Genomic DNA, 25604 nt, shown 5'->3' with positions numbered 1-25604 from the left:
GTGAACTGTGAACTGAACTGTGCATTGTGCATTGTGAATTGTGCATTGAACTGTGCATTGTGAATTGTGAATTGTGCATTGAACTCATATTGGGGGTGTGATTATGGATCTTAATTTTGGACTTAATTTAACTCAAGAACAGAAATTAGTAATGACTCAGGAAATGCAATTATCAGTTAAATTATTACAGATGTCAAGTTTTGAACTTAAAGAGTATGTTGAAAAGGAAATACAGGAAAATCCAATTCTTGATGTTAAAGAAATTGAATCTAATAAAGAGATTGAAAAAACTAAGTTGGACTATAAGGAGATTATAAAAAATCTTGAGTTTGATAATTATAGTCACAGTAGTAGTTATGAAAAAAATTATGATGAAGAAGTTTCTCCATTTAATTTTATTTCAAAAAGTAAATCTCTTAAAGAATATTTAATAGAACAAATAGAATATTTACCTGAAAAGGATTACTTGAAACGAATATGTGTATATATTGTAGGAAATATAGATTCAAGAGGTTATCTTGAACTTTTAGAGGGGGAACTTGAAAAACAATTCAATATTTCCTCGGAAATTGCAGATTATTGTATAAAACAGGTACAATCCTTAGAACCGGATGGAATAGGGGCAAGAGATCTTAAGGAATGTCTTAAAATTCAATTAAAAAAGAAGAATATAGATGATGAAAATATAATAAATATTATAGATAATTATCTTGAACTTATAGCTGAAAATAGATATGATATAATATCAAAGGAACTTAATATAGATATAAAAGAAGCTCAAGAGTATGGAGATATAATAAAGGGATTAAATCCAAAACCTTCAAGGGGATTTTATACAGAAGAAGATACAAAGTATATATTGCCCGATGCTTATATAAAAAAGATAGATAATGATTATTTTATAATAATGAACGATGATTTACTCCCTAAATTAACAATAAATTCCATGTATAGAAATATAATAAAAAGTGAAACTAATGAAGAAAAATCAGATAAAGATACAGTGAAGTATGTAAAAGATAAGTTGAATAGTGCAGTATTTTTGATAAAGAGTATACAACATAGAAAAACTACTATATATAGGGTACTTGAAAAAATACTTGAGCTTCAGAGAGATTACTTTGATTATGGAGATGGGTATTTAAAGCCAATGACTCTCAAGGAAATATCTGAAAGTTTGGATATGCATGAATCCACAATCAGCAGAGCTATAAGAGATAAATATATATATACAAATAGAGGCACAGTGAAAATAAAGGATTTATTTACTACAGGAATTTCTACATCTAAATCAGGTGAAAATGTTTCTGTAAATATAATTAAAAAACAAATTAAGGATATAATAGATGGAGAAGATAAAAAGAAGCCATTATCTGACCAGGCAATTTGCAATTTAATAAATAAAAATGGAATGAATATTTCAAGGAGAACAGTGGCAAAATATAGAGAGCAATTAGGAATAAAGTCATCTAAGGGCAGAAAACGATTCTAAAACTATATACTTAACACATTTTTTAAATCTTTTTTTAAAATACTATTTAAAAAAAAGTTTATATGATTTATAATATTAAGTGGGACAGGGAATATAGTACTGGGACAGTAACAGACCAGGAGGCGTCGTTATGGAAGAAGTACTTAAATTACAAAAGAGAATAGTACCAGAACTAGTTGAATTATTAGAGAAGAGATACAATATTTTAAGAACTATCTACTATAATCAACCTATTGGTAGAAGAGTACTTGCAAATGACTTAGGTATTGGTGAAAGAATAGTTAGGACAGAAATAAATTTCTTGAAAAATCAAGGATTTATTGACATAAATACTCCAGGAATGACAGTAACTAGAGATGGAGAGTATATTATAGATAAATTAAAGGATTCAATACATGAACTTAGAGGGTTGTCAGAAGTTGAAGATACTATTAAAATTAATTTTGGATTAAAAAAAGTTATTATTGTTCCAGGAAATTGTGATGAAGATAGTACAATACTAAGTGAAATGGGTAGAGTAGCAGGAGTATATTTAAAAAGCATTTTGAAAAATAGTGATGTAATTGCAGTTACAGGTGGTTCCACTATTAAAAAAGTTGTAGATAACATGCCTAAAATATCAAATATACATGATGTACTTGTAGTTCCTGCAAGAGGAGGAATGGGTGCAAATGTAGAAACTCAGGCAAATACCCTTGCAGCTAGTCTTGCCAATAAAGTAAATGGAACATACAAAATGCTCCATGTTCCAGATAATTTAAGTGATATTGCAAGAGATACTATATTAAAGGAAAAATCTATACAGAATGTACTACAATTTATATACAATGCAAATGTTCTTGTATATGGAATTGGTGAAGCTTGTAAGATGGCAAGAAGAAGAGGACTGAATAATGAAAAAATATTAGAAATAAAAAACAAAGGTGCTCTTGGGGAAGCCTTTGGATACTATTTTGATAAAAAAGGTAACATAGTATATTCTACTCCAAGTATAGGAATAAAGAACGACAGTATACATAATATTGAAACACTAATAGCAGTAGCTGGTGGATGCAGCAAAGCTGAGGCAATATTATCTGTTGAAATAAATAATAAAAATGGTGTACTTATTACAGATGAAGGTGCAGCAAAAAAAATTTTAGAATTATTGAAAAGTAAATAAATTTTTTATTTATTATAAATAATATTATTATTAGGAGGAATTAAAATGACAAAGGTAGCTATTAATGGTTTTGGAAGAATAGGAAGATTGGCTTTAAGAAGAATTCTTGAAGTTCCTGAATTAGAAGTTGTTGCAATTAACGATTTAACTGATTCAAAAACTTTAGCTCACTTGTTCAAATATGACTCATCACAAGGTAAATTCAATGGAGATATTGAAGTTAAAGAAGGAGCTTTCGTAGTTAATGGAAAGGAAATTAAAGTATTCGCTGAATCAGATCCTGAAAAATTACCTTGGGGAGAACTTGGAATAGACGTTGTACTTGAATGTACAGGATTTTTCACTAAGAAGGAAAAAGCTGAAGCTCATGTAAGAGCTGGTGCTAAAAAAGTTGTTATCTCAGCTCCTGCTGGAAATGACTTAAAGACAATTGTTTACAATGTAAATAATGATGCTTTAGATGGTAGTGAAACAGTTATATCAGGTGCATCATGCACAACTAACTGCTTAGCTCCAATGGCTAAAGTATTAAATGATAAATTTGGAATAGAAAAAGGATTTATGACTACAATCCATGCATATACTAATGATCAAAATACTTTAGATGGACCACACAGAAAAGGTGATTTAAGAAGAGCAAGAGCTGCAGCTGTAAGTGTAATTCCTGCTTCAACAGGTGCTGCTAAAGCAATCAGTCAAGTTATTCCAGAATTAAAAGGTAAGTTAGATGGAAATGCTCAGAGAGTTCCAGTTCCAACTGGTTCAATAACTGAATTGGTTTCAGTACTTAAGAAGAATGTTACAGTTGAAGAAGTTAATGCAGCAATGAAAGAAGCAGCTAATGAATCATTTGGATATACTGAAGATCCAATAGTTTCTGCAGATGTTGTAGGAATGAGCTATGGTTCATTATTTGATGCAACTTTAACAAAAATTGTAGATGTAAATGGATCACAATTAGTTAAGACTGCTGCATGGTATGATAATGAAATGTCATATACTTCACAGTTAGTTAGAACTTTAGCTTATTTTGCAAAGATTTCTAAATAATAAATATTTATGACTAATTACTTAATAGATATTATTTAACGGGTGGCATAGTAAAAGGTCTGGTTTTGTAGTTAAGGCTATGAGGCCAGATCTTTAATAATATAAGGCAATTTATAGCTACGCAAAGTTAAATACTTAACTTTAAAAATAAATAAAAAATTTAAAAGAGGTGTGTGTTATGGCTTTTAATAAAAAGACAATTGAGGATATAGATGTTAATGGTAAAAAAGTTTTAGCAAGATGTGACTTTAATGTACCACTTAAGGATGGAAAAATAACAGATGAAAACAGATTAATTGGAGCACTTCCTACAATAAAATATCTAATTGAAAATGGTGCTAAAGTTATATTGTGCTCTCATCTTGGTAAACCAAAGGGAGAACCAAAACCTGAACTTTCATTAGAACCAGTTGCAAAAAGACTCTCCGAGATGCTTAAAAAAGAAGTTGTATTTGCAGCAGATGACAATGTAGTAGGAGAAAATGCTAAAGCTGCAGTTGAAAATATGAAAAATGGAGATGTAGTATTACTCCAGAATACTAGATACAGAAAAGAAGAAACAAAGAATGAAGATAATTTTTCAAAAGAACTGGCCTCTCTTGCAGATGTATTTGTAAATGATGCTTTCGGAACAGCTCATAGAGCACATTGTTCTACAGTTGGAGTTACTAAATTTTTAGATGTAGCTGTATGTGGATATTTAATTCAAAAAGAACTTAAATTCCTTGGAAATGCAGTAGAAAATCCAAAGAGACCTTTCCTTGCAATATTAGGAGGAGCAAAGGTTTCAGACAAGATAAATGTTATAAATAATTTACTTGAAAAAGTAGATACTTTGATAATTGGAGGCGGAATGGCATATACTTTTGCAAAAGCAAGAGGATATAATATAGGTGATTCACTTCTTGAAGAGGATAAAATAGATTATGCAAAAGAAATGATTGAAAAGGCAAAAGAAAAGAATGTAAAATTACTTCTTCCATTAGATACTGTAACAGCAGATAAATTTGATGCTAATGCAGAAGCTGTTGTAACAGAAGATCCAAACATAAAAGATGGATACATGGGACTAGATATAGGTCCAAAGACTGTTAAATTATTTACAGATGCTATAAAGAATGCAAAGACTATTGTATGGAATGGACCAATGGGAGTATTTGAATTCCCTAAATTTGCAAAAGGAACTAATGAAGTAGCTAAAGCTATGTCAGAATCTGAAGCAACTACTATAATAGGTGGAGGAGATAGTGCAGCTGCAGTAAATCAGCTAGGTTATGGCGATAAGATGACCCACATATCTACAGGTGGTGGAGCTTCACTTGAATTTTTAGAGGGAAAAGAACTTCCTGGAATAGCAGCTCTTAATGATAAATAAAAACAATAAATTCTAATAATGATTTGTAGTTGAAAATAGTTATCATAAGGTGTAAACTAAAAAAAAGGAGTTAGATGAAAATGAGAAAAGCAATAATTGCAGGAAACTGGAAAATGAATAAAACTGTAGATGAGGCTAAAAAATTAATAGAGGAATTAAAACCTTTAGTAAAAGATGCTAAATGCGATGTAGTTGTGTGTCCTCCATATGTATGCTTAAATGCTGTAATTGAAGCAACTAAAGGAAGTAATATAAAAGTTGGAGCTCAGAATATGCATTTTGAAGAAAGTGGTGCATATACTGGAGAAGTATCACCAGCTATGTTAGAGTCATTAGGTGTAGATTATGTAATTCTTGGTCATAGTGAAAGAAGACAGTATTTTAATGAAACAGACCAGGCTATAAATAAAAAAGTAAAGAAAGCATTTGAACATAATTTAATTCCAATAGTATGCTGTGGTGAAACTCTTGAAGAAAGAGAAGCAGATGTTACAGAAGAAGTACTTGGAAGACAGATTAAATTAGACTTAGCAAATCTTGAAAAAGATCAAGTAGAAAAATTAGTTGTAGCTTATGAACCTATTTGGGCAATTGGAACAGGAAAAACTGCTACAGATGAGCAGGCAAATACTACAATTGCATATATAAGAAGCGTAATTGCAAAACTTTATGGCAAAGATACTGCAGAAAAGACGAGAATACAATATGGTGGTTCTGTAAAGCCAGCTACAATAAAAGCTCAGATGAAACAACCTGATATAGATGGAGGACTTATTGGAGGAGCAAGCTTAAAAGCAGAAGACTTCTCAAAAATTGTAAATTACGACTTGTAATACAAGATTGGAGGAAGATATGAATAAAAAACCAGTAATGCTCATGATACTTGACGGATTTGGCATTTCTGACAAAGTTGAAGGAAATGCAGTCAAAGCAGCATATAAACCAAATTTTGATAAATATTATAATACTTGTCCACACACAACATTAGGAGCTAGTGGACTTAGTGTAGGACTTCCTGATGGACAGATGGGAAATTCAGAAGTTGGACATTTAAATATAGGAGCAGGAAGAATAGTATATCAAGCATTGACTAAAATATCAAAGTCTATAAAAGATGGAGAATTTTTTACAAATGAGGCATTGAATAAAGCAGTGGACAATGTTGTGAAAAATAATTCTGATTTCCATATAATGGGACTTTTGTCACCTGGAGGAGTTCACTCACATATGGAACACTTGAAAGGACTTTTAATGCTTGCAAAAGAAAAAGGATTGAAAAAAGTATACGTTCATGCCTTTACAGATGGAAGAGATGTACCTCCTTCTTCTGCTAAAGAATATGTAAAAGATATAGAAGAATATATGAATGAAATAGGAGTAGGAAAGATAGCTTCAGTTTCTGGAAGATATTATGCCATGGATAGAGATAAGAGATGGGAAAGAGTAGAACTTGCATATAATGCTTTGGTACTTGGAAAAGGTGTTGAGGCAGATAGTGCATTTGCTGCTATTGAAAACTCATATAAAAATGGCAAAACAGATGAATTTATTGTTCCTACAGTAATAAAAAAAGATGGTAAGCCTTTGGCAACAATAAAAGACGGAGATTCAGTAGTATTTTTTAACTTTAGACCTGATAGAGCAAGACAGCTTACAAGAGCTATAAATGACAAGGAATTTGATGGATTTCAAAGAAAGACTTTAAACCTTGAATTTGTAACAATGACAGAATACGATGCTGAAATCAAGGGAGTAGATGTTGCATTTAAAAATGACAGTTATAAAAATACATTAGGCGAATATGTAAGTAAGTTAGGTAAAAATCAACTGAGAATAGCTGAAACAGAAAAATATGCACATGTTACTTTCTTTTTCAATGGCGGAGTAGAAAAACCAAATAAAAATGAAGATAGAGTTCTTGTTCCATCTCCAAAGGTAGCTACTTATGATTTACAACCTGAAATGAGTATATACGAAGTTACAGATGAACTCTTAAAGAGATTAGATGAAGATAAGTATGACTTAATTATATTAAACTTTGCAAACCCTGATATGGTTGGTCATACAGGAGTTTTTGAAGCTGCAAAAAAAGCAATTGAAGCCGTTGATGTATGTCTTGGGAAAGTTGCGGATAAAATATTAGAGAAAGACGGAACATTATTTATAACTGCAGATCATGGAAATTCCGAAGAGGAAATAGATTATGATACAAAAAAACCTATGACTGCACATACAACAAATCCTGTTCCATTTGTATATGTATCTAAAAACCCTTCCGAGCTTAGAGATGGTGGAGTCCTTGCAGACATTGCACCAACTATTCTCCAGGTTATGAAACTTGATAAACCAAAGGAAATGACAGGTAAAAGTCTTATAAAATAGGTTTATAATATAGTTTAAATATTTAAATTTTAATTAACAGTACTATAGATTAGAAAGGAGTTGAAAGAACCGTTATTTGATTAACGGCGGTATTTATGAAAAATTATGTAGAGATTGTAGATGTAAGTGCAAGACAGATTATTGATTCCAGAGCAAATCCTACAGTAGAAGTAGAAGTAGTATTGGAAGATGGAACAGTAGGAAGAGCTGGAGTACCATCAGGAGCTTCTACAGGAGCTTTTGAGGCCGTAGAACTTAGAGATGGTGATAAAGATAAATATCAAGGTAAAGGTGTTACAAAAGCTGTTGATAATGTAAATAATGTTATAGCAGAAGAATTAATAGGAATGAATATATTTGATCAGGTTTTAATTGACAAAACTATGATAGAATTAGATGGCACAGATAATAAGGCAAAATTAGGTGCTAATGCCACTCTTGGAGTATCACTTGCATGTGCAAGAGCAGCATCAAAATATCTTGGAATTAGCTTATATCAATATATAGGTGGAGTTAATGCAAAGGTTCTTCCAGTTCCTATGATGAACATACTAAATGGAGGAAAACATGCTGATAACAACGTAGATTTACAGGAATTTATGATAATGCCAGCTGGAGCTCCTAATTTTAGTGAAGCTATGAGAATGAGTACTGAAGTTTATCATACATTGAAATCAATTTTAAAATCAAAAGGCTATGACACAGGTGTTGGTGATGAAGGTGGATTTGCTCCAAATTTAAAATCAAATGAGGAAGCAATAGAAGTAATAGTTGAGGCTATAGAAAAAGCTGGATATAAACCTGGAAAAGATATATATATAGCACTTGATCCTGCATCATCAGAGTTTTTCGAAGATGGAAAATACAATCTAAAAGGAGAAGGAAAAGTTTTAACTCCTGAGCAAATGGTAGATTTCTATGTAGATCTTGCAAATAAATATCCTATAATTTCTCTTGAAGACGGAATGGCTGAAGAAGATTGGGACGGATGGAAAGTACTTACTGAAAAACTTGGAGATAAGATCCAATTAGTAGGAGATGATCTGTTCGTTACAAATACTACTAGATTGAAAAAGGGAATTGAACTTGGAGTTGCCAATTCAATACTTATAAAATTGAATCAAATAGGAACTCTTACAGAAACTTTGAATGCCATAGAAATGGCAGAAAGAGCAGGATATACAGCAGTAGTTTCCCATAGATCTGGAGAAACTGAAGACACAACTATAGCTGATTTAGTTGTAGCTGTAAATGCAGGACAGATAAAAACTGGTGCACCTGCAAGAACAGAAAGAGTTGCAAAGTACAATCAGCTTCTTAGAATAGAAGAAGAACTTGGAGAAGTAGCTGAGTACAGAGGACTTTCTGCATTCTATAATTTAAAAAAGTAATTGATTTTAAATAGAGTAGGTACATTTTGTGCCTGCTCTAATTTTAAAATTTAATATAAATTGAAATTAAAGCTTAAATATGATAAAATATAATTTACGCAAATAGGTATATATTTTACCATAAAATTATTTCTTTAGGTCAAATATTGTATATGGATTAAGGGAAATATCAGGAGGATTAAACTCATGACTACTTTTTTTGTAATAATGCAAGTTATAATTTCAGTTCTTTTAATAGCAGTTGTATTGATTCAACCAGGTAAAACTGATGGGTTAAGTGGTTTTATATCTGGAGGAACAACTGAAAGTTTTTATTCAAGGAACAAATCTAGGACTTCAGAGGCTATGTTGTCTAAGTTAACTGTCATTTTGGCTATAATATTTGCTGTTTTATGCATAGCTCAAAACTTTATAAAGTAATTTGCTTAAAATACAGTGGAGAAGTGTTCCTACTGTATTTATTTTTATATAATTACTGAATATTTTTATAAAATTTATACCAATATAATAAAAGGTGGTGAAATTATGAATATAACTGAGTCAATTTTAAACTTTATGAGAGAAAAGGCCTATAAGCCTATGAATATAAAAGAACTTGAAAAAGTGTTTGGAATAAAAAAACATGAAAAAAAGGACTTCAAGAAGATACTTAATAGTATGGAGAAAGATGGCTATATAATTAAAACAAGAACTAATAGATATGGGGTACCTGATAGGATGGGGCTTGTAATTGGAAAATTTCAAGGACATCAAAAGGGATTTGGATTTGTAGTACCTGAAGAAGGAGTAGATGTATTTATTCCAATATCAGGTATTAATGGAGCTATGAATGGAGATAAAGTTATAGTTAAAATCATAAAAGAAGAAAACAAAGGTAGAAAATGTGAAGGAGAAATAATAAGAATACTTAATAGAGCTAATAAGACAATAGTGGGAACATTTGAAGACAGCAGAAATTTCGGATTTGTAGTACCAGAGGAAAAGAAAATATATCAAGATATATTTATACCTAAAAATTGTAAAAAAGGTGCCAAAACAGGTGATGTTGTAATTGCTAAAATAACTCAATGGCCAGATGGAAGGAGAAATCCTGAAGGGAAAGTTACAAATGTACTTGGGAAGAAAAGTGAAAAGGGAATTGATATATTAACTATAATTAAAAAAAACGGATTGCCTGAGGAATTTCCTGAAAAGGTTCAAAATTATGCAGAAAGTATACCAGATGAAATACCTAAAGAAGAGTATAAGAGAAGAAAGGATTTGAGAAATCTAACTATAGTTACTATAGACGGAGAAGATGCTAAGGATTTAGATGATGCAGTATCTATTGAAAAACTTGACAATGGTAATTTTTATCTTGGAGTTCATATAGCAGATGTTTCAAATTATGTTAAAGATAAAAGTCCACTTGATAAGGAAGCTCTTAAACGTGGAACATCAGTGTACTTAATTGATAGAGTAATACCGATGTTGCCTAAAAAATTGTCAAATGGTATATGTAGTCTTAATCCAAAGACAGATAGGCTCACTCTTAGCTGTTTTATGGAAATAGATAATAGTGGCAAAGTTGTCAATCATGAAATATTTGAAAGTATAATAAGTTCTAATGAAAGAATGACATATACGGATGTTACAAATATAATTGAAGGAAAAGATCAGGAAGCTATAGCTAGATATAACTATCTAGTTCCTACTTTTAATTTAATGAAAGAACTTTCAGAGATATTATATAAAAAAAGAATGCTTAGAGGTGCAGTTGATTTTGATTTTCAAGAATGCAGTATAACACTTGATGATCTTGGAAGACCTGTAGAGATAAAACCATATAATAGGGGAATAGCAAACCATATAATAGAAGAGTTTATGCTTGTATGTAACGAAACTATAGCTGAACACATGTTTTGGACTAATATGCCATTTGTTTATAGAATACATGAAGAACCAAATGAAGAGAAACTGATGTATTTCAATGAATTTGTACACAATCTTGGATATACAATAAAGTGGGGCCAAGAAGTTCATCCTAAAGCACTACAAGAAATTATAGAAAAGGTAAAAGGAAAAAAGGAAGAAACTGTAGTTAGTACATTGCTTTTAAGATCAATGAAACAGGCAAGGTATTCACCTAAATGTACTGGACATTTTGGATTAGCAGCTAGATATTATTGTCATTTTACTTCTCCTATAAGAAGATACCCTGATCTTATTATCCATAGAATAATTAAGAAATTTATAAATGGTAAACTAGATGAAAATGAAATAAAAAGGCTTAATCCGAAAGTAGAATATGCTTCAAAGCAGTCTTCTGAAATGGAAAGAGTTGCTCAAGATGCTGAAAGAGAAGTAGATGACTTAAAAAAAGCAGAGTACATGAGCAATAGAATAGGAGAAGAGTATTTAGGGATTGTATCGTCTGTAACTAATTTTGGAATGTTTGTAGAACTTGAAAACACAATAGAAGGATTGGTACATTTGAGTACTATGACTGATGATTATTATGTATATGATGATAGGCATCTCTCACTAGTTGGGGAAAAGACTAGAAAAATATATAAATTGGGAGATGAAGTAAAAATTAGGGTATTGAAAGTTGACTTATCGGCTCATGAAATTTACTTTGAACTTGTTAGTAATGATGAAGAAAAATTAAGTGATAAAATAGATAACAAGATAAATGAATAGTATTATATTAAAAAGTAAAGAAGGTGGTTTTTATGGTTAAAAAGAATAGCAAAAATCGAACATTAGCTGAAAATAGAAAAGCAAGACATGATTATTTTATTGAAGAATCTATGGAGGCAGGTATAGAACTTATTGGTACAGAGGTAAAATCTATAAGAGCTGGAAAGGCAAATTTAAAAGATAGTTATGCTGACATAGTAAACGGAGAAATATTTGTTCGAAATATGCATATAAGTCCTTATGAAAATGGAAATATATTTAATAGGGATCCACTTAGAAAGAGAAAGTTGCTTCTTCATAAGCGAGAAATATCTAAATTACTTGGATACACTTCACAGAAGGGGTATACAATAATACCGCTATCCCTTTATCTTAAAAATGGCCGTGTAAAAGTAAATCTTGCAGTAGTTAAAGGAAAGAAGAACTATGATAAGAGAAATTCTATGCTTGAAAGGGCTGCAAAGAGAGATATAGAAAGACAAATGAAAGAAAGATACAGGTAGAAAAGTCAAGCTCTAAAGAGATTTATTTTTCTTTAGAGCTTATTTGAGTTTGCTATTTTTTTAAAATAGATGCGAAATGTTCTAGTGAAGCAATAAAGTTGTCCACTTCTAAAGGATCCATATCTTTTATAGTATCAAATACAAAATCTGATATAAAACTTTTTTTCATTGAAGTTATATCGTGAGTTTTTTTAAATTCATCGGAAAGAGATAATTTTACAATTCTACGGTTATTTTCAGGTATTTCTCTTACTACTATATTTTGTTTTGTCAATCTGTCTATTATTCCTGACACAGTGCTCTTTGTAAGCATCATATGTTCACTTAATTGATTTAATGTTATGCCAGGCATACAGTGAAGATGGAATATAACTGCAAGTTGTGGTGCTGTTACTCCATATTTATCAGCACTTTCCTTGAATTTAATACTAAGTAATTTATGAATAGTTTTGAACACGGAGAAAATTCTCTCTCCTTGTTTTAATAGTAATTCATTGTTCTCAATAGATGAATTTTTTTTCACAACCATTTTTAATTAATTACCTACCTTTAATTGTTTTTTTAATTCATTTCTCATTAGAAAAGTGAGAAGTATAGCTATGACTACTATTAAAGCAGTTATGGCTACAGCATAGGCCATGGCATCTACTGTGGATTTTCCTTGAATTATTGAAGTTAAGGTATATATGGCAGATGCTTTAGCCTCACTAGCAGATTGTCCTGAATACATGTATCCACTTGTAAGTGAATTTATAGTATCAACTGCAGTTTTGTTATATGAAGTTATCTGTTCTGACAACTTTAGATAGTTGTAATTTGTTCTATTTTGAATAATTACAGTCATTATAGTTATGCTTAAAGAACTTGATATCTGCCTTATAGTATTTGAAAGAGCTGAAGCCTTTGCTATTAAATTTTTAGGTACAGCATTCATTCCAGCAGTATTTATTGGCATCATGGCAAGTCCTAACCCAACTGACCTTAAACACAAGAGTATAGTTATAAATTCTCTAGTTGAGTTCATATTTATAGAATTTGAAAGCATATAGGAACTTATACCAAGTATTACAAGCCCAGGTATAACAACTGGCTTTATACCTATTTTATCAAATAAATTTCCGCTTATTGGCATAAGAATCCCTACTACAATTGCTGCAGGAAACATTATAATACCGGTTTCCATTGCTGTATATCCTCTTATATTTTGGAGGAATAGAGGCATTACATAAACTCCACCCATTAGTGCAAGAGTTAAAATGGAAACTATAATTTGGCTCATAGTAAAATTAAATAGTTTGAATACGCTGAGATCAAGCAGAGGGTAAGGATGGGTAAGTTCATTTACTACAAACAGCAATAAGCTTAAACATCCAAGAGCTATAAGCAGTGGATATCTTGCTTTTGACCAGTCAATTGAAGACCACTCTCCAAGAACATATAGTATACTGACTACACCTATAGTAGATGATAAAAATCCTACTATGTCAAATGGATTAACTTTCTTTGGCCTTGAGTCCTTAAGCAAAATGGCAGCTAAAAATACTCCAATTATACCTATTGGTACATTTAAATTGAAAATAAGCCTCCAATCTAATTTTTCGATTATATATCCACCTAATGTAGGTCCTATAGCAGGAGCAGCCATAGAAGCTATTCCCCATACACCTAAGGCAAGACCTATTTTCTCTCTAGGAAATATTTCATATATTATAGACATTCCAACAGGCATTATCATACCGCCACCTATAGCTTGTATTACTCTGAAACATATCATAGATGTATTGTTCCATGAAAAACCGCAGAGCATAGAGCCTACAGTAAACATTCCTAGTGCAAACATATATATTTTTTTTGATCCAAACACGTCTTGAAGATATCCTGTCAATGGTATAATTGCACCAAGTGCTAGTGTATATGATGTAAGTATCCATTTTGATTTATCCATTGATATACCAAATACAGTCATGATTTTAGGAATAGCAATGTTTACTATGCTACTGTCTAGTATAGCCATAAATGTGCCTATTACTACTACTAGTAAAGCCAACCAGCTGTATATGGAATCATTTTTATTTTGTTCCATTGCCATCACCTCGTTATTTGACATGAATCTTTACAACTGCATTGGTACCTGGAAGTATTTTTTCATTGAATTTATCTAGTTTTATTTTTACAGGTATTCTTTTTACTACTTTTGTAAATGTTCCACTTGTTGAAGATGGAAGAAGTGAAAATGCAGATTCAGTTGCTTCACCTACAGATTTAACTTTCCCCGTAAATTTTTGTGATCCAAATTCATCTATTGTAATATCTACTGACTGACCTATTCTTACTCTGCCAAGTTTGGTTTCTTTTATGTTGGCAGTTATATATAGATTGTCTGGATCTATTAAAGTTATAAGAGTTTCTCCAGGAGACCATATTTCACCTATTGTACCTTGCTTTTTAATCACTCTTCCGCTTATAGGTGCTCTTATAAGTGATTTATCTATAGAAGAGTCTGGCAAACTTGATGAATCTTGACGAGCTAGTATCTGATTTTTTACAACTGTATCTCCTTCTTCTATGTTAAGTTCCAATAGTTTACCGCTTATTTGGGGTGTTACATTTACAAAGTCAGCGTCAACATAAGCATCATCAGTTGAAACATAATATGAGTTTTGATACCAATAATAAAAACCTATACTAGATAATGCTACTACAATAATTGATAAAATACCAATAATTAATATTTTACGTTTATCTTTCATAAATACAACCTTCTTTCCTATTTTTCTAATGCTATTTCTGCAAACATTCCAGGTTTTAAATCAGAACTTTTATCTGTAAAAGTTACTTTTACTAAAACATCTCTGCTTTGTGAATTTACTTGAGAGTTTATAACAGATATTTTTCCGTGAAATTCCTTGTCAGGTATTTCAGATACTTTTATATTAACTGATTTTCCTACAGATAATTGATTTACAATATCAAGAGGTGCATATGCATTTATAAATAAATTTGTAGGATTTACTATAGAAATTATAGAAACTCCTGGAGATACAGTATCACCTACATTTATATTTCTCGCACTTACTGTTCCAGATATAGGAGCAGTTATTACAGTATTACTTAGAGCGGTTTTAGCTGTATTTAAGGCAGCTTCTGCTTGATTTACTTGTGCTTTAAAGACATCTATGCTGTATTTGGTTTGACCATTTTTAAGCATGTTTAATTGTTCTTGAGCAGTTTTATATGCTGAACTTGCAGATGCAAGGCTTTGGCTAATAGAATCTAGTTCCTGCTCAGTTGCAGCACCTGAGTCTACTAAAGCTTGTACACGATCGTAGTTTTTCTTAGCTGTTTCATAGGTTTTAGATGCGCTTTCTACAGAAGCTTCAGCCTGTGCAATCTGTTCAGGACGTGTACTGTTTTGTGCATTTGTAAGATTTGCTTTTGCAGTATTTACTGCAGCTTGTGCTTGATCTACTTGTGCTTGAAGGTCTTTTGTATCAAGTTTTACTAAAACATCTCCTTCTGCTACAGTTGATCCTACATCTACAGATACTTCAGTAACTTTTGCAGAAATCTTTGAACTTATATCTGCCTTTTCATTTGTTGCTATTTTTCCGCCCATTATAAATTGTTGGGTTTTATTTTCAGATGTATTTTTTATAGTTTTAGTTGCATCTTTGGAAGAAGAGCAGCCGCTTAAGAGCATTACTATAGCTAAACAAAATAAACTTACTTTTTTCATTGATATCCTCCCTACATGAACTATTTTTATAGATATTGTTCGCATATTAACAGATTATATTATACAATGATTTATTTTCATATTCAAGAATATTATTCTAAATAACTAAAGTTAAGTAATTTATCTATAATAATTTCAATTTTAACCTAAAATAAGCACTTAACCTGTATTAGGCTAAGTGCTTAAACTTACATATATGAGTTTTAAATCATTTCTACTTGTTTTGTAGAATTCATCTTCTCTAGGTCCATAATTGCGTTGTAAATCATATCTTTTGTTATTTCATAAGGAACATGCTTTATGTCCTGAGTTTGCATTGCCTTATCTAGTACTTTGTCAAGGTCATTTTCAGACACTTCAATATCTGATAGACAAGTAGGAAGACCTATGCTCTTGTTAAAATTATATACTCTGTCACGCTCTTCAAATTGTTTGTCACAGGTAAGCATAACAAGGACACCATAAGAAACCAATTCTCCATGTAAATGATTCTTTTCTACATTTTCTAAAGTTGTGCATCCATAATATACTGAATGTGCAAGGCAGCTATTATAATCATTCATTACAAAAACTGATACAAGCCCTGTAGTGATTATTATATTGAGAATTACCTGTTCAAGTTCATATGATACTCTGTTATGTTTGGCATCTTCATAAGCTTTTTTACCATACTCAAGTAGTGGCTCTACACATCTGCGACTTATATCAACACCTAATAGATTAGTGTGATCGAGTTTGTCGCCTCTTGAAGAAAATGTACATTCGTATTGCTTTGACAATGCATCTCCAATACCTGCCCAAATAAAGTTGCTAGGTGATTCTGCTATTATCTTGGTATTTATGAAACAGTGAGTAGCAGGTTTTTTAGGAAAATACAATTCTTTAAACACATGATTGGAATCGTAAATTACAGTTGTAGAGGTTACTGCTGCACAATTTGAAGCAATAGTTGGAAACACAAATATTGGCTGACCAGTTTGGTCACACATTGTTTTACTTGTATCAACGCTTCTTCCACCACCAACAGCAAATACCATATCAGCATTTGCAACTGTGGGATTTTTCTTAAGCATTTCTACATTTTCGTATGTTGAATCTCCACCAAACCATACGAAATCTACTATTTCTATATTAGAACCTTTAACACCTTCAAGAAGTGCTTCTTTGGATTTTTCCATTGCAGTTTTGCCCCCAACAACAACTGCTTTTTTTCCATAGGGTTCACAAATTTTAGGAATTTCCTTGTAAACATCTTCTCCTATGCTGTAACTTGGTAAAAATACACTATAACTTTTCATTTTTTTGCCCCCTCATATATAATTTTTACAAATATAAAAATATAAAAAAGACCTTGCCTTAACTAACTAGGGACAAAGTCTAAATCTCTGCGGTACCACTCTAATTGTTGCCAAAAAGCAACCTCTTTTAAATATCAACAATAAAACTTGTTTAATATTCTACAATATAACGGCTGATACCGGTTTTACTTACACAATAACTCAATAACTGTATCTTCAGCAAACTACTTATGAGTGATTTTCAAATCTAATGCAAATCTTATCTTCCACCAAATGATAAGTTCTCTTTAAAGTGCTTTAGAATCTACTTTTCTCAATCATCGTATTTATTTTTTTGTCTGTTAATTGTCTGTTAATAATTATATGTTTTAATTTTTATCATGTCAAGAAATTTATTGGGTTTTATGTTATAATTTTCATTTATATTATAATGAATTGTGTGATATTAGTTTATTGAATTCATCTATTAAATATGTTATTTTTACTCCATATATAATAGAAATCTAAGGAAGGATGTAATTAAATGGATTATAAATATTTAATTTCAAAAGCTTTTGATGGGAGAAGAAATTCATATTCCCCTTATTCTAATTTCAAAGTAGGAGCAGCTGTACTTGCTGAAGATAATAAAGTTTACACAGGTTGTAATATAGAAAATGCATCATATGGTGCAACAAATTGTGCGGAAAGAACTGCAATATTTAAGGCTATATCAGAAGGAAATAGAACTATAAAAGCCATTGCTATTGTTGGAGTGGAAAACGATTATACATATCCATGTGGGATTTGTAGACAAGTTTTAGCTGAATTTGCTTCAAAGGATGCAAAGATAATATTGGGAAAAGGAAAAGATGAGTATTTAGTTAAAACATTAGATGAATTACTGCCAGGTGCATTTACTAAAGAAGATTTAGATAAATAACTCTTTTTTACTATTAATTGTATAATATAGGCAGGGAGTGATTTTAATGAATGAATTTAAAAGGATACATGTTATAGTTATGGATTCAGTTGGTATTGGTCAGGCGCCAGATTCTGAAGAATTTAATGATTTTGGGGTAAATACACTTGCACACATTGCAGAGAAAAAGAATGGACTTAATATACCAAATATGGAGTCTATGGGGCTGTCCAATATTTATAAGATTAAAGGTGTAGAAAAGACACTCCATCCAAAGGCATATTTCGGTAAAATGCAAGAAGCTTCTCGTGGAAAAGACACTATGACAGGGCATTGGGAGATTATGGGGCTTTATATTGATAAACCATTTAGAGTTTTCCCAAATGGATTTCCAAATGAATTAATCAAAAAAATTGAGAAGTTTTCTGGAAGAAAGGTAATAGCAAATAAGCCAGCAAGTGGAACGGAAATAATAAAAGAACTAGGTGAAAGACAACTTAAAACTGGAGAATTAATAGTATATACATCAGCGGACTCAGTGCTTCAAATTGCAGCTCACGAAGAAGTTATACCACTAGATGAGTTGTATAAGATATGTCAGTATTGTCGTGATATAACACTTGATGAACCATATAAATTAGGCAGGATAATAGCAAGGCCATTTGTTGGCAAAACAGCAGATACATTTAAAAGAACATCAAATAGACACGATTATGCATTAAAACCTTTTGGAAAAACAGTGCTTAACTACTTAAAGGATTCAAATTTAGATTCCATTGCAATTGGGAAGATTAGAGATATATTTGATGGTGAAGGAATTACAAAAGCTATTAGAACAAAATCAAATATGGATGGAATGGATAAATTTATTTCACTTTTAGATGAAGACTTTCATGGACTTAGCTTTACTAATTTAGTTGATTTTGATGCAGTCTATGGTCATAGGCGTGATCCAATAGGATATGGAAATGCAATTGAACAATTTGATAAAAGGCTTAGTGAAGTATTTGAAAGGCTAGATGAAGATGATTTGTTTATAATTACAGCAGACCATGGAAATGACCCAACATATACAGGAACAGATCATACCCGTGAATTTGTACCTTTACTTGTATATTCTAAGAGATTTAATGAAGGAAAAGATCTTGGAATTTGCAGTACTTTTTCAGATTTAGGCACAACAATTGCAGATAATTTTAAAATTGAGATGCCAAAATACGGTAAAAGCTTTTTACAAAAATTAATATAAAGGTGGTATATAAAAATGAGAATGGTGGATATAATTGAAAAGAAACGTGATGGCGGAGAACTAACTACAGAGGAAATTAACTTCTTTATAGAAGGATACACTAAAGGGACAATTCCAGATTACCAAGCAAGTTCACTTGCAATGGCAATTTATTTTCAGGATATGACAGATAGAGAAAGAGCAGATCTTACTATGGCAATGGTGAAGTCTGGAGAAACTATTGACCTTTCAGCAATTGATGGTATAAAAGTTGATAAACATTCAACAGGTGGAGTAGGAGATACAACAACACTTGTGCTTGCACCTCTTGTTGCATCCCTTGATGTACCTGTAGCAAAAATGTCAGGACGTGGACTTGGACATACTGGTGGAACTATTGATAAACTTGAGTCTGTAAAGGGATTTCATGTTGAACTTGAAAAAGATGAGTTCATTGACTTAGTAAATAAAAATAAAGTTGCAGTTATGGGGCAAAGTGGTAATTTGACTCCAGCAGATAAAAAATTATATGCTCTTCGTGACGTAACTGGAACTGTAAATTCAATTCCACTAATTGCAAGTTCCATAATGAGTAAAAAAATTGCAGCAGGAGCAGATGCAATAGTTCTTGACGTTAAAACAGGTTCAGGGGCTTTTATGAAGACAGAAGAAGATTCAGAAAAACTTGCACATGCTATGGTTAAAATAGGAAATAATGTTGGAAGAAATACTATGGCTATAATTTCAGACATGTCGCAACCTTTAGGATTTGCAATTGGAAATGCCTTAGAGGTAAAAGAAGCTATTGATACATTAAAGGGAAATGGTCCAGAAGATCTTACAGAACTTGTGTTAACTCTTGGAAGCCAAATGGTAGTTCTTAGTAAGAAAGCAAAAACACTAGAAGAGGCAAGAGAAAAATTGCTTGAATCTATAAAAAACGGAAAAGCACTTGAAAAATTTAAGACATTCCTTAAAAATCAAGGTGGAGACGAAGCAGTTGTAGATAATCCAGAAAAGCTTCCTCAGGCAAAATACAAAATTCCAGTTCCTGCAAAGAGAAGCGGATTTGTATCAAATATGGTAGCTGATCAAATTGGAATAGCAGCAATGCTTTTAGGTGCAGGAAGAGCTACAAAAGAGGATAAAATTGATTTAGCAGTAGGATTGGTATTAAACAAAAAGGTTGGAGATAAAGTAGAAAAAGGTGAATCACTTATGACAATATATTCAAATCGTGAAGATGTAGAAGATGTAAAGAAGAAGATTTATGAAAATATTGAAATTAGTGACTATGCAGAAAAGCCAATTTTAATTCATAAAATTATAACGGAATAATTTTAATATATTGTTATAAAAAAGGTATTGACAATAATATATTGACAGTTTAAAATTAAATTCATTGATAAAAGCATTGATGGAGAGAAGTAAAAAAATAATTCGCCAATAGTGAATTGAGGATAGTGGAAACTCAATGGTAGAGATTTTTTGAATAACACTCCGAAGCTGCGAACTGAAATATTTTAGGAATTGATCTTAAATATATGTTTAAAATATCCTAAAGTATAGTAGGGGAGTCGTATTCCATACGTTACATGGATACCAGTAGAAGCTGGGAAGAGACCAATTTAATTTGGTAAATTAGGTGGCACCACGGATAAGCCTCAATTCGTCCTATGTATTAAGACGAATTGAGGCTGTTTTTATACCTAAGGAGGAGTAGTTTAATATGTGTACAATTATGTGTTATACTGGGAAAGATATGAAATATGAAAAATTTGCAGAAGCACTGCAAAGAACTGAGTCCAGAGGACCAGATATGATGGAAATTCTAACTTTGCCTTCTGGCATAATGGGATTTCAAAGACTTTCTATTATGGATTTAACCTTTAGCGGAATGCAGCCATTTACTAGGAAAATGGATGCTGCTATATGCAATGGCGAAATTTATGGCTTTCGTAAAATTAGAGATGAATTAATAAAGAAAGGGCATAAATTTATCTCTAACAGTGACTGTGAAATATTGCTTCCAATGTATTATGAATATGGATTGGATATGTTCTCAAAGTTGGATGCAGAATTCGCAACTGTTATATATGATGGAAAAAAGGACAGTTATATTGCAGCAAGAGATCCTATTGGAATTCGTCCATTGTTTTATGGCTATTCTAAGTCAGGTAATATTATTTTTGCAAGTGAAGCAAAAAATCTAGTTGGACTTACGGATAAGATTATGCCATTTCCACCAGGACACTATTATGCAGATGGTAAATTTACATGTTATTGTGATATTGCTGCAGTAGATGAGTATTGCAAAGATGATTTGGAAACTATTTGTAGTAAAATTCATGATAAGTTAGTAAAAGGAGTAGAAAAACGAATGGATGCTGATGCTCCAGTAGGTTTTCTGCTTAGCGGAGGATTGGACAGTTCACTTGTATGTGCAATTGCACAGAAGATGAACAAGGGGAAACCTATTAAGACATTTGCAATAGGTATGACTGAAGATGCAATTGACTTGAAGTATGCACAGGAAGTTGCAGATTATATTCACAGCGATCATACTGTAGTTTATATGACAAAAGAAGAAGTAATTGAATCATTAGATGAAGTTATAAAAATTCTTGGAACATATGACATTACAACAATAAGAGCAAGTATGGGAATGTACCTTCTTTGCAAAAAAATACATGAAATTTCTGATGTGAGAGTGCTTTTGACAGGCGAAATATCCGATGAGTTGTTTGGATATAAATATACTGATTTTGCTCCAAATGCAGAAGAATTTCAGAAAGAATCACAGAAGAGGGTAAGAGAACTTTATATGTATGATGTACTTCGTGCAGACAGATGTATAAGTACACACTCTTTAGAGGCAAGAGTTCCATTTGGTGATCTTGATTTTGTAAAATATGTTATGTCAATAGATCCTGAAAAGAAATTGAATAAATATAATAAAGGTAAATATCTTTTAAGACATGCATTTGAAGGGGATTATCTACCACATGATATCCTATATCGTGAAAAAGCAGCATTTAGCGATGCTGTAGGTCATTCTATGGTTGATTACTTAAAGGAGTATGCTGAAACTAAATATTCTGATGAAGAATTTGAAAAGTTATGTGAAAAGTATGCTTATCATGTTAAGCCATTTACCAAAGAATCGCTGCTTTACAGAGAAATTTTTGAAAAATACTATCCAGGACAGGCAGAAATGATAAAGGATTTTTGGATGCCTAACAAAGACTGGGAAGGCTGCGACGTAGATGATCCTAGTGCAAGAGTACTATCAAATTATGGTGATAGCGGAAAATAGTTTACAATGTGTTTAAATCTATATAAAAACTATATTCTTATAAAATATCAAAAATGACTGTTTATCTAAATTTAGATAAACAGTCATTTTTTAATTCCACCTGTTACCATTTGGTGGAGGCGAGGGGAGTCGAACCCCTGTCCGAAAGCAGAAAGGCCTGAGCATCTCCGAGTGCAGTCCTTAATTTAACATTCCCTCCATCAGACGCCTAAGGACAGGCTTCTGAATTCAGTAGCTTCATAAATTCCGTTTCTAGGTCAAAGCTTTCCTAGACTCGGTACCCCGCTGTCGACGCCAGGCTCCAGATCGCGGGAAGTCTGGACTGACGGCTAGCAGACTATGCTGCTAAAGCTAATTCTTCGTTATTATTTGCGTTTATATTTAAACCCCGTAGTTTTTTAACGCGGGTCCACAGGCTCCCTCGACTCGCTTCTCAAACCCAACTTGCCCCCGTCGAAACCAAAATACGCCCCCATGTTAAAGCATATAGTGTTTTCGCAAACAAGTTGTGCACTAATTAAAACTCCAGTGCAGTATATAATTATATCATCTAAAATCATATAAGTCAAAATTAAATTGAAAATTTTTAATGTTATCACAGCATGATTTTATAAGCATATTTTATAATATATCGATTAACTTGGAGGAAATATATGAATGTACTGCTTATAAATCTGCATTTTATATATCTAGCTTTTATAATCATAATAATTTTAGCAATGATTATGAAAAAGGATATATCATTAATATGTATGGTTGGGATTTTTATTCTTGGAATTTTTGCAACTTTATCTATACCAAAATCCCTTATGGGCATATTTAACAGTTTAGTATATGCAACGCGAGAGCTTATGCCTACTATATTTATTATTTCAATAATAACTGCTATGAGTAATGTGCTTGTACAAACTGGAATTAACAAAGAATTGATTAAACCATTTGGCAAAATTATAAAAACTCCATTTTCCGCATATTGGACAATAGGACTGGTTATGATGGTGCTTTCCTGGCTGTTTTGGCCATCACCTGCTGTAGCACTTATAGGAGCACTTTTTCTTCCAATAGCACAAAAGGTTGGTCTTCCTGCTATTGGAGCTGCAATTGCAATGAACTTATTTGGACATGGAATTGCCCTGTCAGGAGATTTTGTAATACAGGCAGCTCCAAAACTTACAGCAGATGCAGCTGGTATACCTGTATCTAGAGTAATATCTGCAAGTGTTCCACTTGTTATAGTAATGGGTGTAGTTACTACAGTATCTGCTTTTTATATGCTAAAAAAAGACATGAAAAAGGGAAAAGTTGATATGGACTTTCAAATAGAAGAAGAGGTAAATGATGGAACTGATAGGGTGTTATCTGATAATGTTAAAAAGATACTTGCAATTTTAGTCATTGCTGCATTTGTTTTAGATGTTGTAATTATGCTTATATTTAAGTTCCAAGGAGGAGATGCTACAGCTCTTGTAGGAGGAACTGCAATAGGAATTTTAAGTTTGATATCCGGAATTGCCTATAGACAAAAGTGTCTAGATAAAGTAACTGAAAATATTGTATCTGGACTTCAATTTGGTTTTAGGGTATTTGGAGTAGTAATTCCAATAGCTGCATTTTTCTATTTAGGGGATTCAGCTTTTACAGAGATATTTGGAAAGGTACTTCCACAGAATTCAAATGGAATAGTAAATGATTTAGGAGTAGCACTGTCAAATGTGGTGCCTTTAAATAAAGTTATGGCATCTACAACTCTTACAGTGGTAGGAGCAATAACAGGACTTGATGGCTCAGGATTTTCAGGAATATCATTGGTAGGATCTATTGCACATATGTTTTCTATATCTCTTGGAAAAGGAATAGCAGTATTAACTGCAATGGGACAGATAGCTGCAATATATGTAGGAGGAGGAACAATAATTCCATGGGCTGTAATACCAGTTGCTGCTATTTGTAAAGTTGATGCCTTTGAACTTACAAGAAGAAATTTAAAGCCTGTTGTAATAGGTTTAGTTGTAACTACTATATTTGCAATGTTTTTAATATGATTTAATTTTTATAAAATAAAACTAATTATTAAAATAACGTCGTTATAATCCATATAAGTCCAAAGCTGAGTAGTATAGTTATATTGCACATAGTACCTACAAATCTTTTATCGTATCCAAATTCAACTGCATAAGGTATATCTGCCATGCCAACTGGAAGTATAAGACCAATTAATACGATGTATTTGAATAAGTTGTTAAAAGGTGAGAATCTAAATAATATTATACCTACTGCTAGTCCAATAAAATATCTTAAAGATAAAACCTTTATGACGCTTTTTCTGTACTCCTTGTTTATGTTGAAGTTTAAGCATATACCTAATAGAAGAAGGGAAAGCGGCATATTCCCTTTTGAAAGTATTTTGGAAATATTTAGTATAACAGAAGGATAGTGTACTCCGCATAAGTTAACTATTAATGTAATTATATAACACATGAGAGGTATTGAAGTAATCAACTTTTTAGCTGTAGTTTTTAAGCTTATAGTCTTATTGTTTGGAGAAAAATAACTAGCAATTAAATAACATATAACAAACATAGTTATGGAATTTCCCATATCAAACATGCCAATATACTTCAATCCCTCTGTCCCAAATATTGCCTGGACTATTGGATAGGCAAATAACCCTACATTAAAGCCTGGAACAATCATGTCAAGAGTTCCCTTTAAAGTTCTATCTTCATTTTTAAAAGCAAATAATCCTACTATGGACATTAATATTCCAAATAAAAGACTTGTTATAGTTATAAATACTAATGAAGTATCAAGTTTCATTGTGTCAAAAGTGTTTATTATTAATGCTGGGAGAGTTACATTGAATATTATCCTGGATACACCATCTCCATCTGATTCCCTTATTATATTTAATCTCTTTAATGTATAACCTAAACCTATAATTAATATAAACAAAATAAATTGACTATTTACGTTTTCTATTTTAATGCACTCCAATCTTTTAGAAGATAATAACATTATTATTATAATTATATAAAATTAATATATCAATACTAAATTTCTGAATATAATTTTTAAAAATGCAAAAAGT

21 protein-coding genes, 1 other RNA gene and 2 other annotated features are annotated in these 25604 nt (G+C 31.7%); of the genes, 15 read left to right on the top strand and 7 right to left on the bottom strand.

Annotation, left to right across the window (positions count from 1 at the left end; all coding sequences use genetic code 11):
* Positions 1 to 103 precede the first annotated feature (103 nt).
* The 10 genes from rpoN (at position 104) to smpB (ending at position 12037) form a co-directional block, all read left to right on the top strand.
* On the top strand, positions 104 to 1492 hold the full coding sequence (rpoN, locus tag H2684_RS08460) for an RNA polymerase factor sigma-54 (RefSeq protein ID WP_182088966.1): 1389 nt from the start codon (positions 104 to 106) through the stop codon (positions 1490 to 1492).
* Positions 1493 to 1622: 130 nt separating this feature from the next.
* Positions 1623 to 2654 carry a sugar-binding transcriptional regulator gene (locus tag H2684_RS08455; RefSeq protein ID WP_182088965.1) on the top strand — a complete coding sequence of 344 codons (1032 nt, stop codon included), beginning with the start codon at positions 1623 to 1625 and terminating at the stop codon, positions 2652 to 2654.
* A 45-nt stretch (positions 2655 to 2699) separates the two neighbouring features.
* Positions 2700 to 3704 (top strand): type I glyceraldehyde-3-phosphate dehydrogenase, encoded by a 1005-nt coding sequence (gene gap / locus H2684_RS08450; RefSeq protein ID WP_182088964.1) that lies wholly within the window; start codon positions 2700 to 2702, stop codon positions 3702 to 3704.
* A gap of 178 nt (positions 3705 to 3882) precedes the next feature.
* The gene (locus tag H2684_RS08445; RefSeq protein ID WP_182088963.1) at positions 3883 to 5079 is read left to right on the top strand and encodes a phosphoglycerate kinase; all 1197 of its coding nucleotides are present in this window, start codon (positions 3883 to 3885) and stop codon (positions 5077 to 5079) included.
* Positions 5080 to 5159: 80 nt separating this feature from the next.
* On the top strand, positions 5160 to 5912 hold the full coding sequence (gene tpiA, locus H2684_RS08440) for a triose-phosphate isomerase (RefSeq protein WP_182088962.1): 753 nt from the start codon (positions 5160 to 5162) through the stop codon (positions 5910 to 5912).
* 19 nt (positions 5913 to 5931) lie between these two features.
* A complete protein-coding gene (gpmI, locus tag H2684_RS08435) occupies positions 5932 to 7461 on the top strand; it encodes a 2,3-bisphosphoglycerate-independent phosphoglycerate mutase (RefSeq protein WP_182088961.1) in 1530 nt (509 codons plus the stop codon).
* A gap of 95 nt (positions 7462 to 7556) precedes the next feature.
* A complete protein-coding gene (gene eno / locus H2684_RS08430) occupies positions 7557 to 8852 on the top strand; it encodes a phosphopyruvate hydratase (protein ID WP_182088960.1) in 1296 nt (431 codons plus the stop codon).
* A 186-nt stretch (positions 8853 to 9038) separates the two neighbouring features.
* A complete protein-coding gene (gene secG, locus H2684_RS08425; protein WP_182088959.1) occupies positions 9039 to 9272 on the top strand; it encodes a preprotein translocase subunit SecG in 234 nt (77 codons plus the stop codon).
* A 105-nt stretch (positions 9273 to 9377) separates the two neighbouring features.
* The gene (gene rnr / locus H2684_RS08420) at positions 9378 to 11534 is read left to right on the top strand and encodes a ribonuclease R (RefSeq protein ID WP_182088958.1); all 2157 of its coding nucleotides are present in this window, start codon (positions 9378 to 9380) and stop codon (positions 11532 to 11534) included.
* A 32-nt stretch (positions 11535 to 11566) separates the two neighbouring features.
* Positions 11567 to 12037 (top strand): SsrA-binding protein SmpB, encoded by a 471-nt coding sequence (gene smpB / locus H2684_RS08415; RefSeq protein WP_182088957.1) that lies wholly within the window; start codon positions 11567 to 11569, stop codon positions 12035 to 12037.
* A 52-nt stretch (positions 12038 to 12089) separates the two neighbouring features.
* On the opposite strand, the gene H2684_RS08410 is transcribed toward smpB, so the two are convergent.
* From H2684_RS08410 to H2684_RS08390, 5 genes are all read right to left on the bottom strand, one after another.
* Entirely contained in the window at positions 12090 to 12494 is a 405-nt protein-coding gene (locus H2684_RS08410) for a MarR family transcriptional regulator (RefSeq protein WP_347707539.1), read from the bottom strand.
* Positions 12495 to 12572: 78 nt separating this feature from the next.
* Positions 12573 to 14120 (bottom strand): DHA2 family efflux MFS transporter permease subunit, encoded by a 1548-nt coding sequence (locus H2684_RS08405; protein ID WP_182089026.1) that lies wholly within the window; start codon positions 14118 to 14120, stop codon positions 12573 to 12575.
* A gap of 13 nt (positions 14121 to 14133) precedes the next feature.
* Positions 14134 to 14787: an HlyD family efflux transporter periplasmic adaptor subunit gene (locus H2684_RS08400; protein WP_182088955.1), complete on the bottom strand. Its 654-nt coding sequence runs from the start codon at positions 14785 to 14787 to the stop codon at positions 14134 to 14136.
* 17 nt (positions 14788 to 14804) lie between these two features.
* Positions 14805 to 15773: an efflux RND transporter periplasmic adaptor subunit gene (locus tag H2684_RS08395; protein ID WP_182088954.1), complete on the bottom strand. Its 969-nt coding sequence runs from the start codon at positions 15771 to 15773 to the stop codon at positions 14805 to 14807.
* Between the two features lie 203 nt (positions 15774 to 15976).
* Complete coding sequence (locus H2684_RS08390; protein WP_182088953.1) at positions 15977 to 17071, bottom strand: iron-containing alcohol dehydrogenase family protein; 1095 nt, start codon at positions 17069 to 17071, stop codon at positions 15977 to 15979.
* A 65-nt stretch (positions 17072 to 17136) separates the two neighbouring features.
* Positions 17137 to 17401, bottom strand: a binding site (T-box leader).
* 193 nt (positions 17402 to 17594) lie between these two features.
* Between H2684_RS08390 and H2684_RS08385 the strand changes: the two genes are divergently transcribed.
* The 4 genes from H2684_RS08385 (at position 17595) to asnB (ending at position 22516) form a co-directional block, all read left to right on the top strand.
* On the top strand, positions 17595 to 17993 hold the full coding sequence (locus tag H2684_RS08385) for a cytidine deaminase (protein ID WP_182088952.1): 399 nt from the start codon (positions 17595 to 17597) through the stop codon (positions 17991 to 17993).
* Between the two features lie 46 nt (positions 17994 to 18039).
* On the top strand, positions 18040 to 19221 hold the full coding sequence (gene deoB, locus H2684_RS08380) for a phosphopentomutase (RefSeq protein ID WP_182088951.1): 1182 nt from the start codon (positions 18040 to 18042) through the stop codon (positions 19219 to 19221).
* A gap of 15 nt (positions 19222 to 19236) precedes the next feature.
* Positions 19237 to 20538, top strand: a complete 1302-nt coding sequence (locus tag H2684_RS08375; protein WP_182088950.1) for a pyrimidine-nucleoside phosphorylase — start codon at positions 19237 to 19239, stop codon at positions 20536 to 20538.
* 67 nt (positions 20539 to 20605) lie between these two features.
* Positions 20606 to 20880: a binding site (T-box leader), on the top strand.
* 49 nt (positions 20881 to 20929) lie between these two features.
* On the top strand, positions 20930 to 22516 hold the full coding sequence (asnB, locus tag H2684_RS08370; RefSeq protein ID WP_182088949.1) for an asparagine synthase B: 1587 nt from the start codon (positions 20930 to 20932) through the stop codon (positions 22514 to 22516).
* Between the two features lie 111 nt (positions 22517 to 22627).
* Here asnB and ssrA read toward each other — a convergent pair.
* Positions 22628 to 22990, bottom strand: a transfer-messenger RNA (tmRNA) gene (gene ssrA, locus H2684_RS08365).
* A 179-nt stretch (positions 22991 to 23169) separates the two neighbouring features.
* On the opposite strand from ssrA, the gene H2684_RS08360 reads away from it, so the two are divergent.
* Entirely contained in the window at positions 23170 to 24558 is a 1389-nt protein-coding gene (locus H2684_RS08360; protein ID WP_182088948.1) for a hypothetical protein, read from the top strand.
* 28 nt (positions 24559 to 24586) lie between these two features.
* On the opposite strand, the gene H2684_RS08355 is transcribed toward H2684_RS08360, so the two are convergent.
* Positions 24587 to 25468 (bottom strand): AEC family transporter, encoded by an 882-nt coding sequence (locus H2684_RS08355; protein WP_243159304.1) that lies wholly within the window; start codon positions 25466 to 25468, stop codon positions 24587 to 24589.
* Between the last annotated feature and the right edge of the window lie 136 nt (positions 25469 to 25604).

Origin of the sequence: Clostridium sp. cel8, assembly GCF_014050525.1 — a bacterium.
In the GTDB taxonomy this organism is placed as follows: domain Bacteria; phylum Bacillota; class Clostridia; order Clostridiales; family Clostridiaceae; genus Clostridium_B.
Note: the sequence above shows the minus strand (reverse complement) of the source record. Positions and strands in the feature narration are given on the sequence as shown.

What these genes read in the sequence shown, in the direction of transcription:
- H2684_RS08400 (WP_182088955.1), bottom strand. Translation starts at nt 14,787, where the DNA reads ATGAAAGATAAACGTAAAATATTAATTATTGGTATTTTATCAATTATT.
- H2684_RS08395 (WP_182088954.1), bottom strand. Translation starts at nt 15,773, where the DNA reads ATGAAAAAAGTAAGTTTATTTTGTTTAGCTATAGTAATGCTCTTAAGC.
- H2684_RS08390 (WP_182088953.1), bottom strand. Translation starts at nt 17,071, where the DNA reads ATGAAAAGTTATAGTGTATTTTTACCAAGTTACAGCATAGGAGAAGAT.
- asnB (WP_182088949.1), top strand. Translation starts at nt 20,930, where the DNA reads ATGTGTACAATTATGTGTTATACTGGGAAAGATATGAAATATGAAAAA.
- rnr (WP_182088958.1), top strand. Translation starts at nt 9,378, where the DNA reads ATGAATATAACTGAGTCAATTTTAAACTTTATGAGAGAAAAGGCCTAT.
- gpmI (WP_182088961.1), top strand. Translation starts at nt 5,932, where the DNA reads ATGAATAAAAAACCAGTAATGCTCATGATACTTGACGGATTTGGCATT.
- eno (WP_182088960.1), top strand. Translation starts at nt 7,557, where the DNA reads ATGAAAAATTATGTAGAGATTGTAGATGTAAGTGCAAGACAGATTATT.
- H2684_RS08405 (WP_182089026.1), bottom strand. Translation starts at nt 14,120, where the DNA reads ATGGAACAAAATAAAAATGATTCCATATACAGCTGGTTGGCTTTACTA.
- secG (WP_182088959.1), top strand. Translation starts at nt 9,039, where the DNA reads ATGACTACTTTTTTTGTAATAATGCAAGTTATAATTTCAGTTCTTTTA.
- H2684_RS08360 (WP_182088948.1), top strand. Translation starts at nt 23,170, where the DNA reads ATGAATGTACTGCTTATAAATCTGCATTTTATATATCTAGCTTTTATA.
- smpB (WP_182088957.1), top strand. Translation starts at nt 11,567, where the DNA reads ATGGTTAAAAAGAATAGCAAAAATCGAACATTAGCTGAAAATAGAAAA.
- tpiA (WP_182088962.1), top strand. Translation starts at nt 5,160, where the DNA reads ATGAGAAAAGCAATAATTGCAGGAAACTGGAAAATGAATAAAACTGTA.
- gap (WP_182088964.1), top strand. Translation starts at nt 2,700, where the DNA reads ATGACAAAGGTAGCTATTAATGGTTTTGGAAGAATAGGAAGATTGGCT.
- rpoN (WP_182088966.1), top strand. Translation starts at nt 104, where the DNA reads ATGGATCTTAATTTTGGACTTAATTTAACTCAAGAACAGAAATTAGTA.
- H2684_RS08375 (WP_182088950.1), top strand. Translation starts at nt 19,237, where the DNA reads ATGAGAATGGTGGATATAATTGAAAAGAAACGTGATGGCGGAGAACTA.
- H2684_RS08385 (WP_182088952.1), top strand. Translation starts at nt 17,595, where the DNA reads ATGGATTATAAATATTTAATTTCAAAAGCTTTTGATGGGAGAAGAAAT.
- deoB (WP_182088951.1), top strand. Translation starts at nt 18,040, where the DNA reads ATGAATGAATTTAAAAGGATACATGTTATAGTTATGGATTCAGTTGGT.
- H2684_RS08445 (WP_182088963.1), top strand. Translation starts at nt 3,883, where the DNA reads ATGGCTTTTAATAAAAAGACAATTGAGGATATAGATGTTAATGGTAAA.
- H2684_RS08455 (WP_182088965.1), top strand. Translation starts at nt 1,623, where the DNA reads ATGGAAGAAGTACTTAAATTACAAAAGAGAATAGTACCAGAACTAGTT.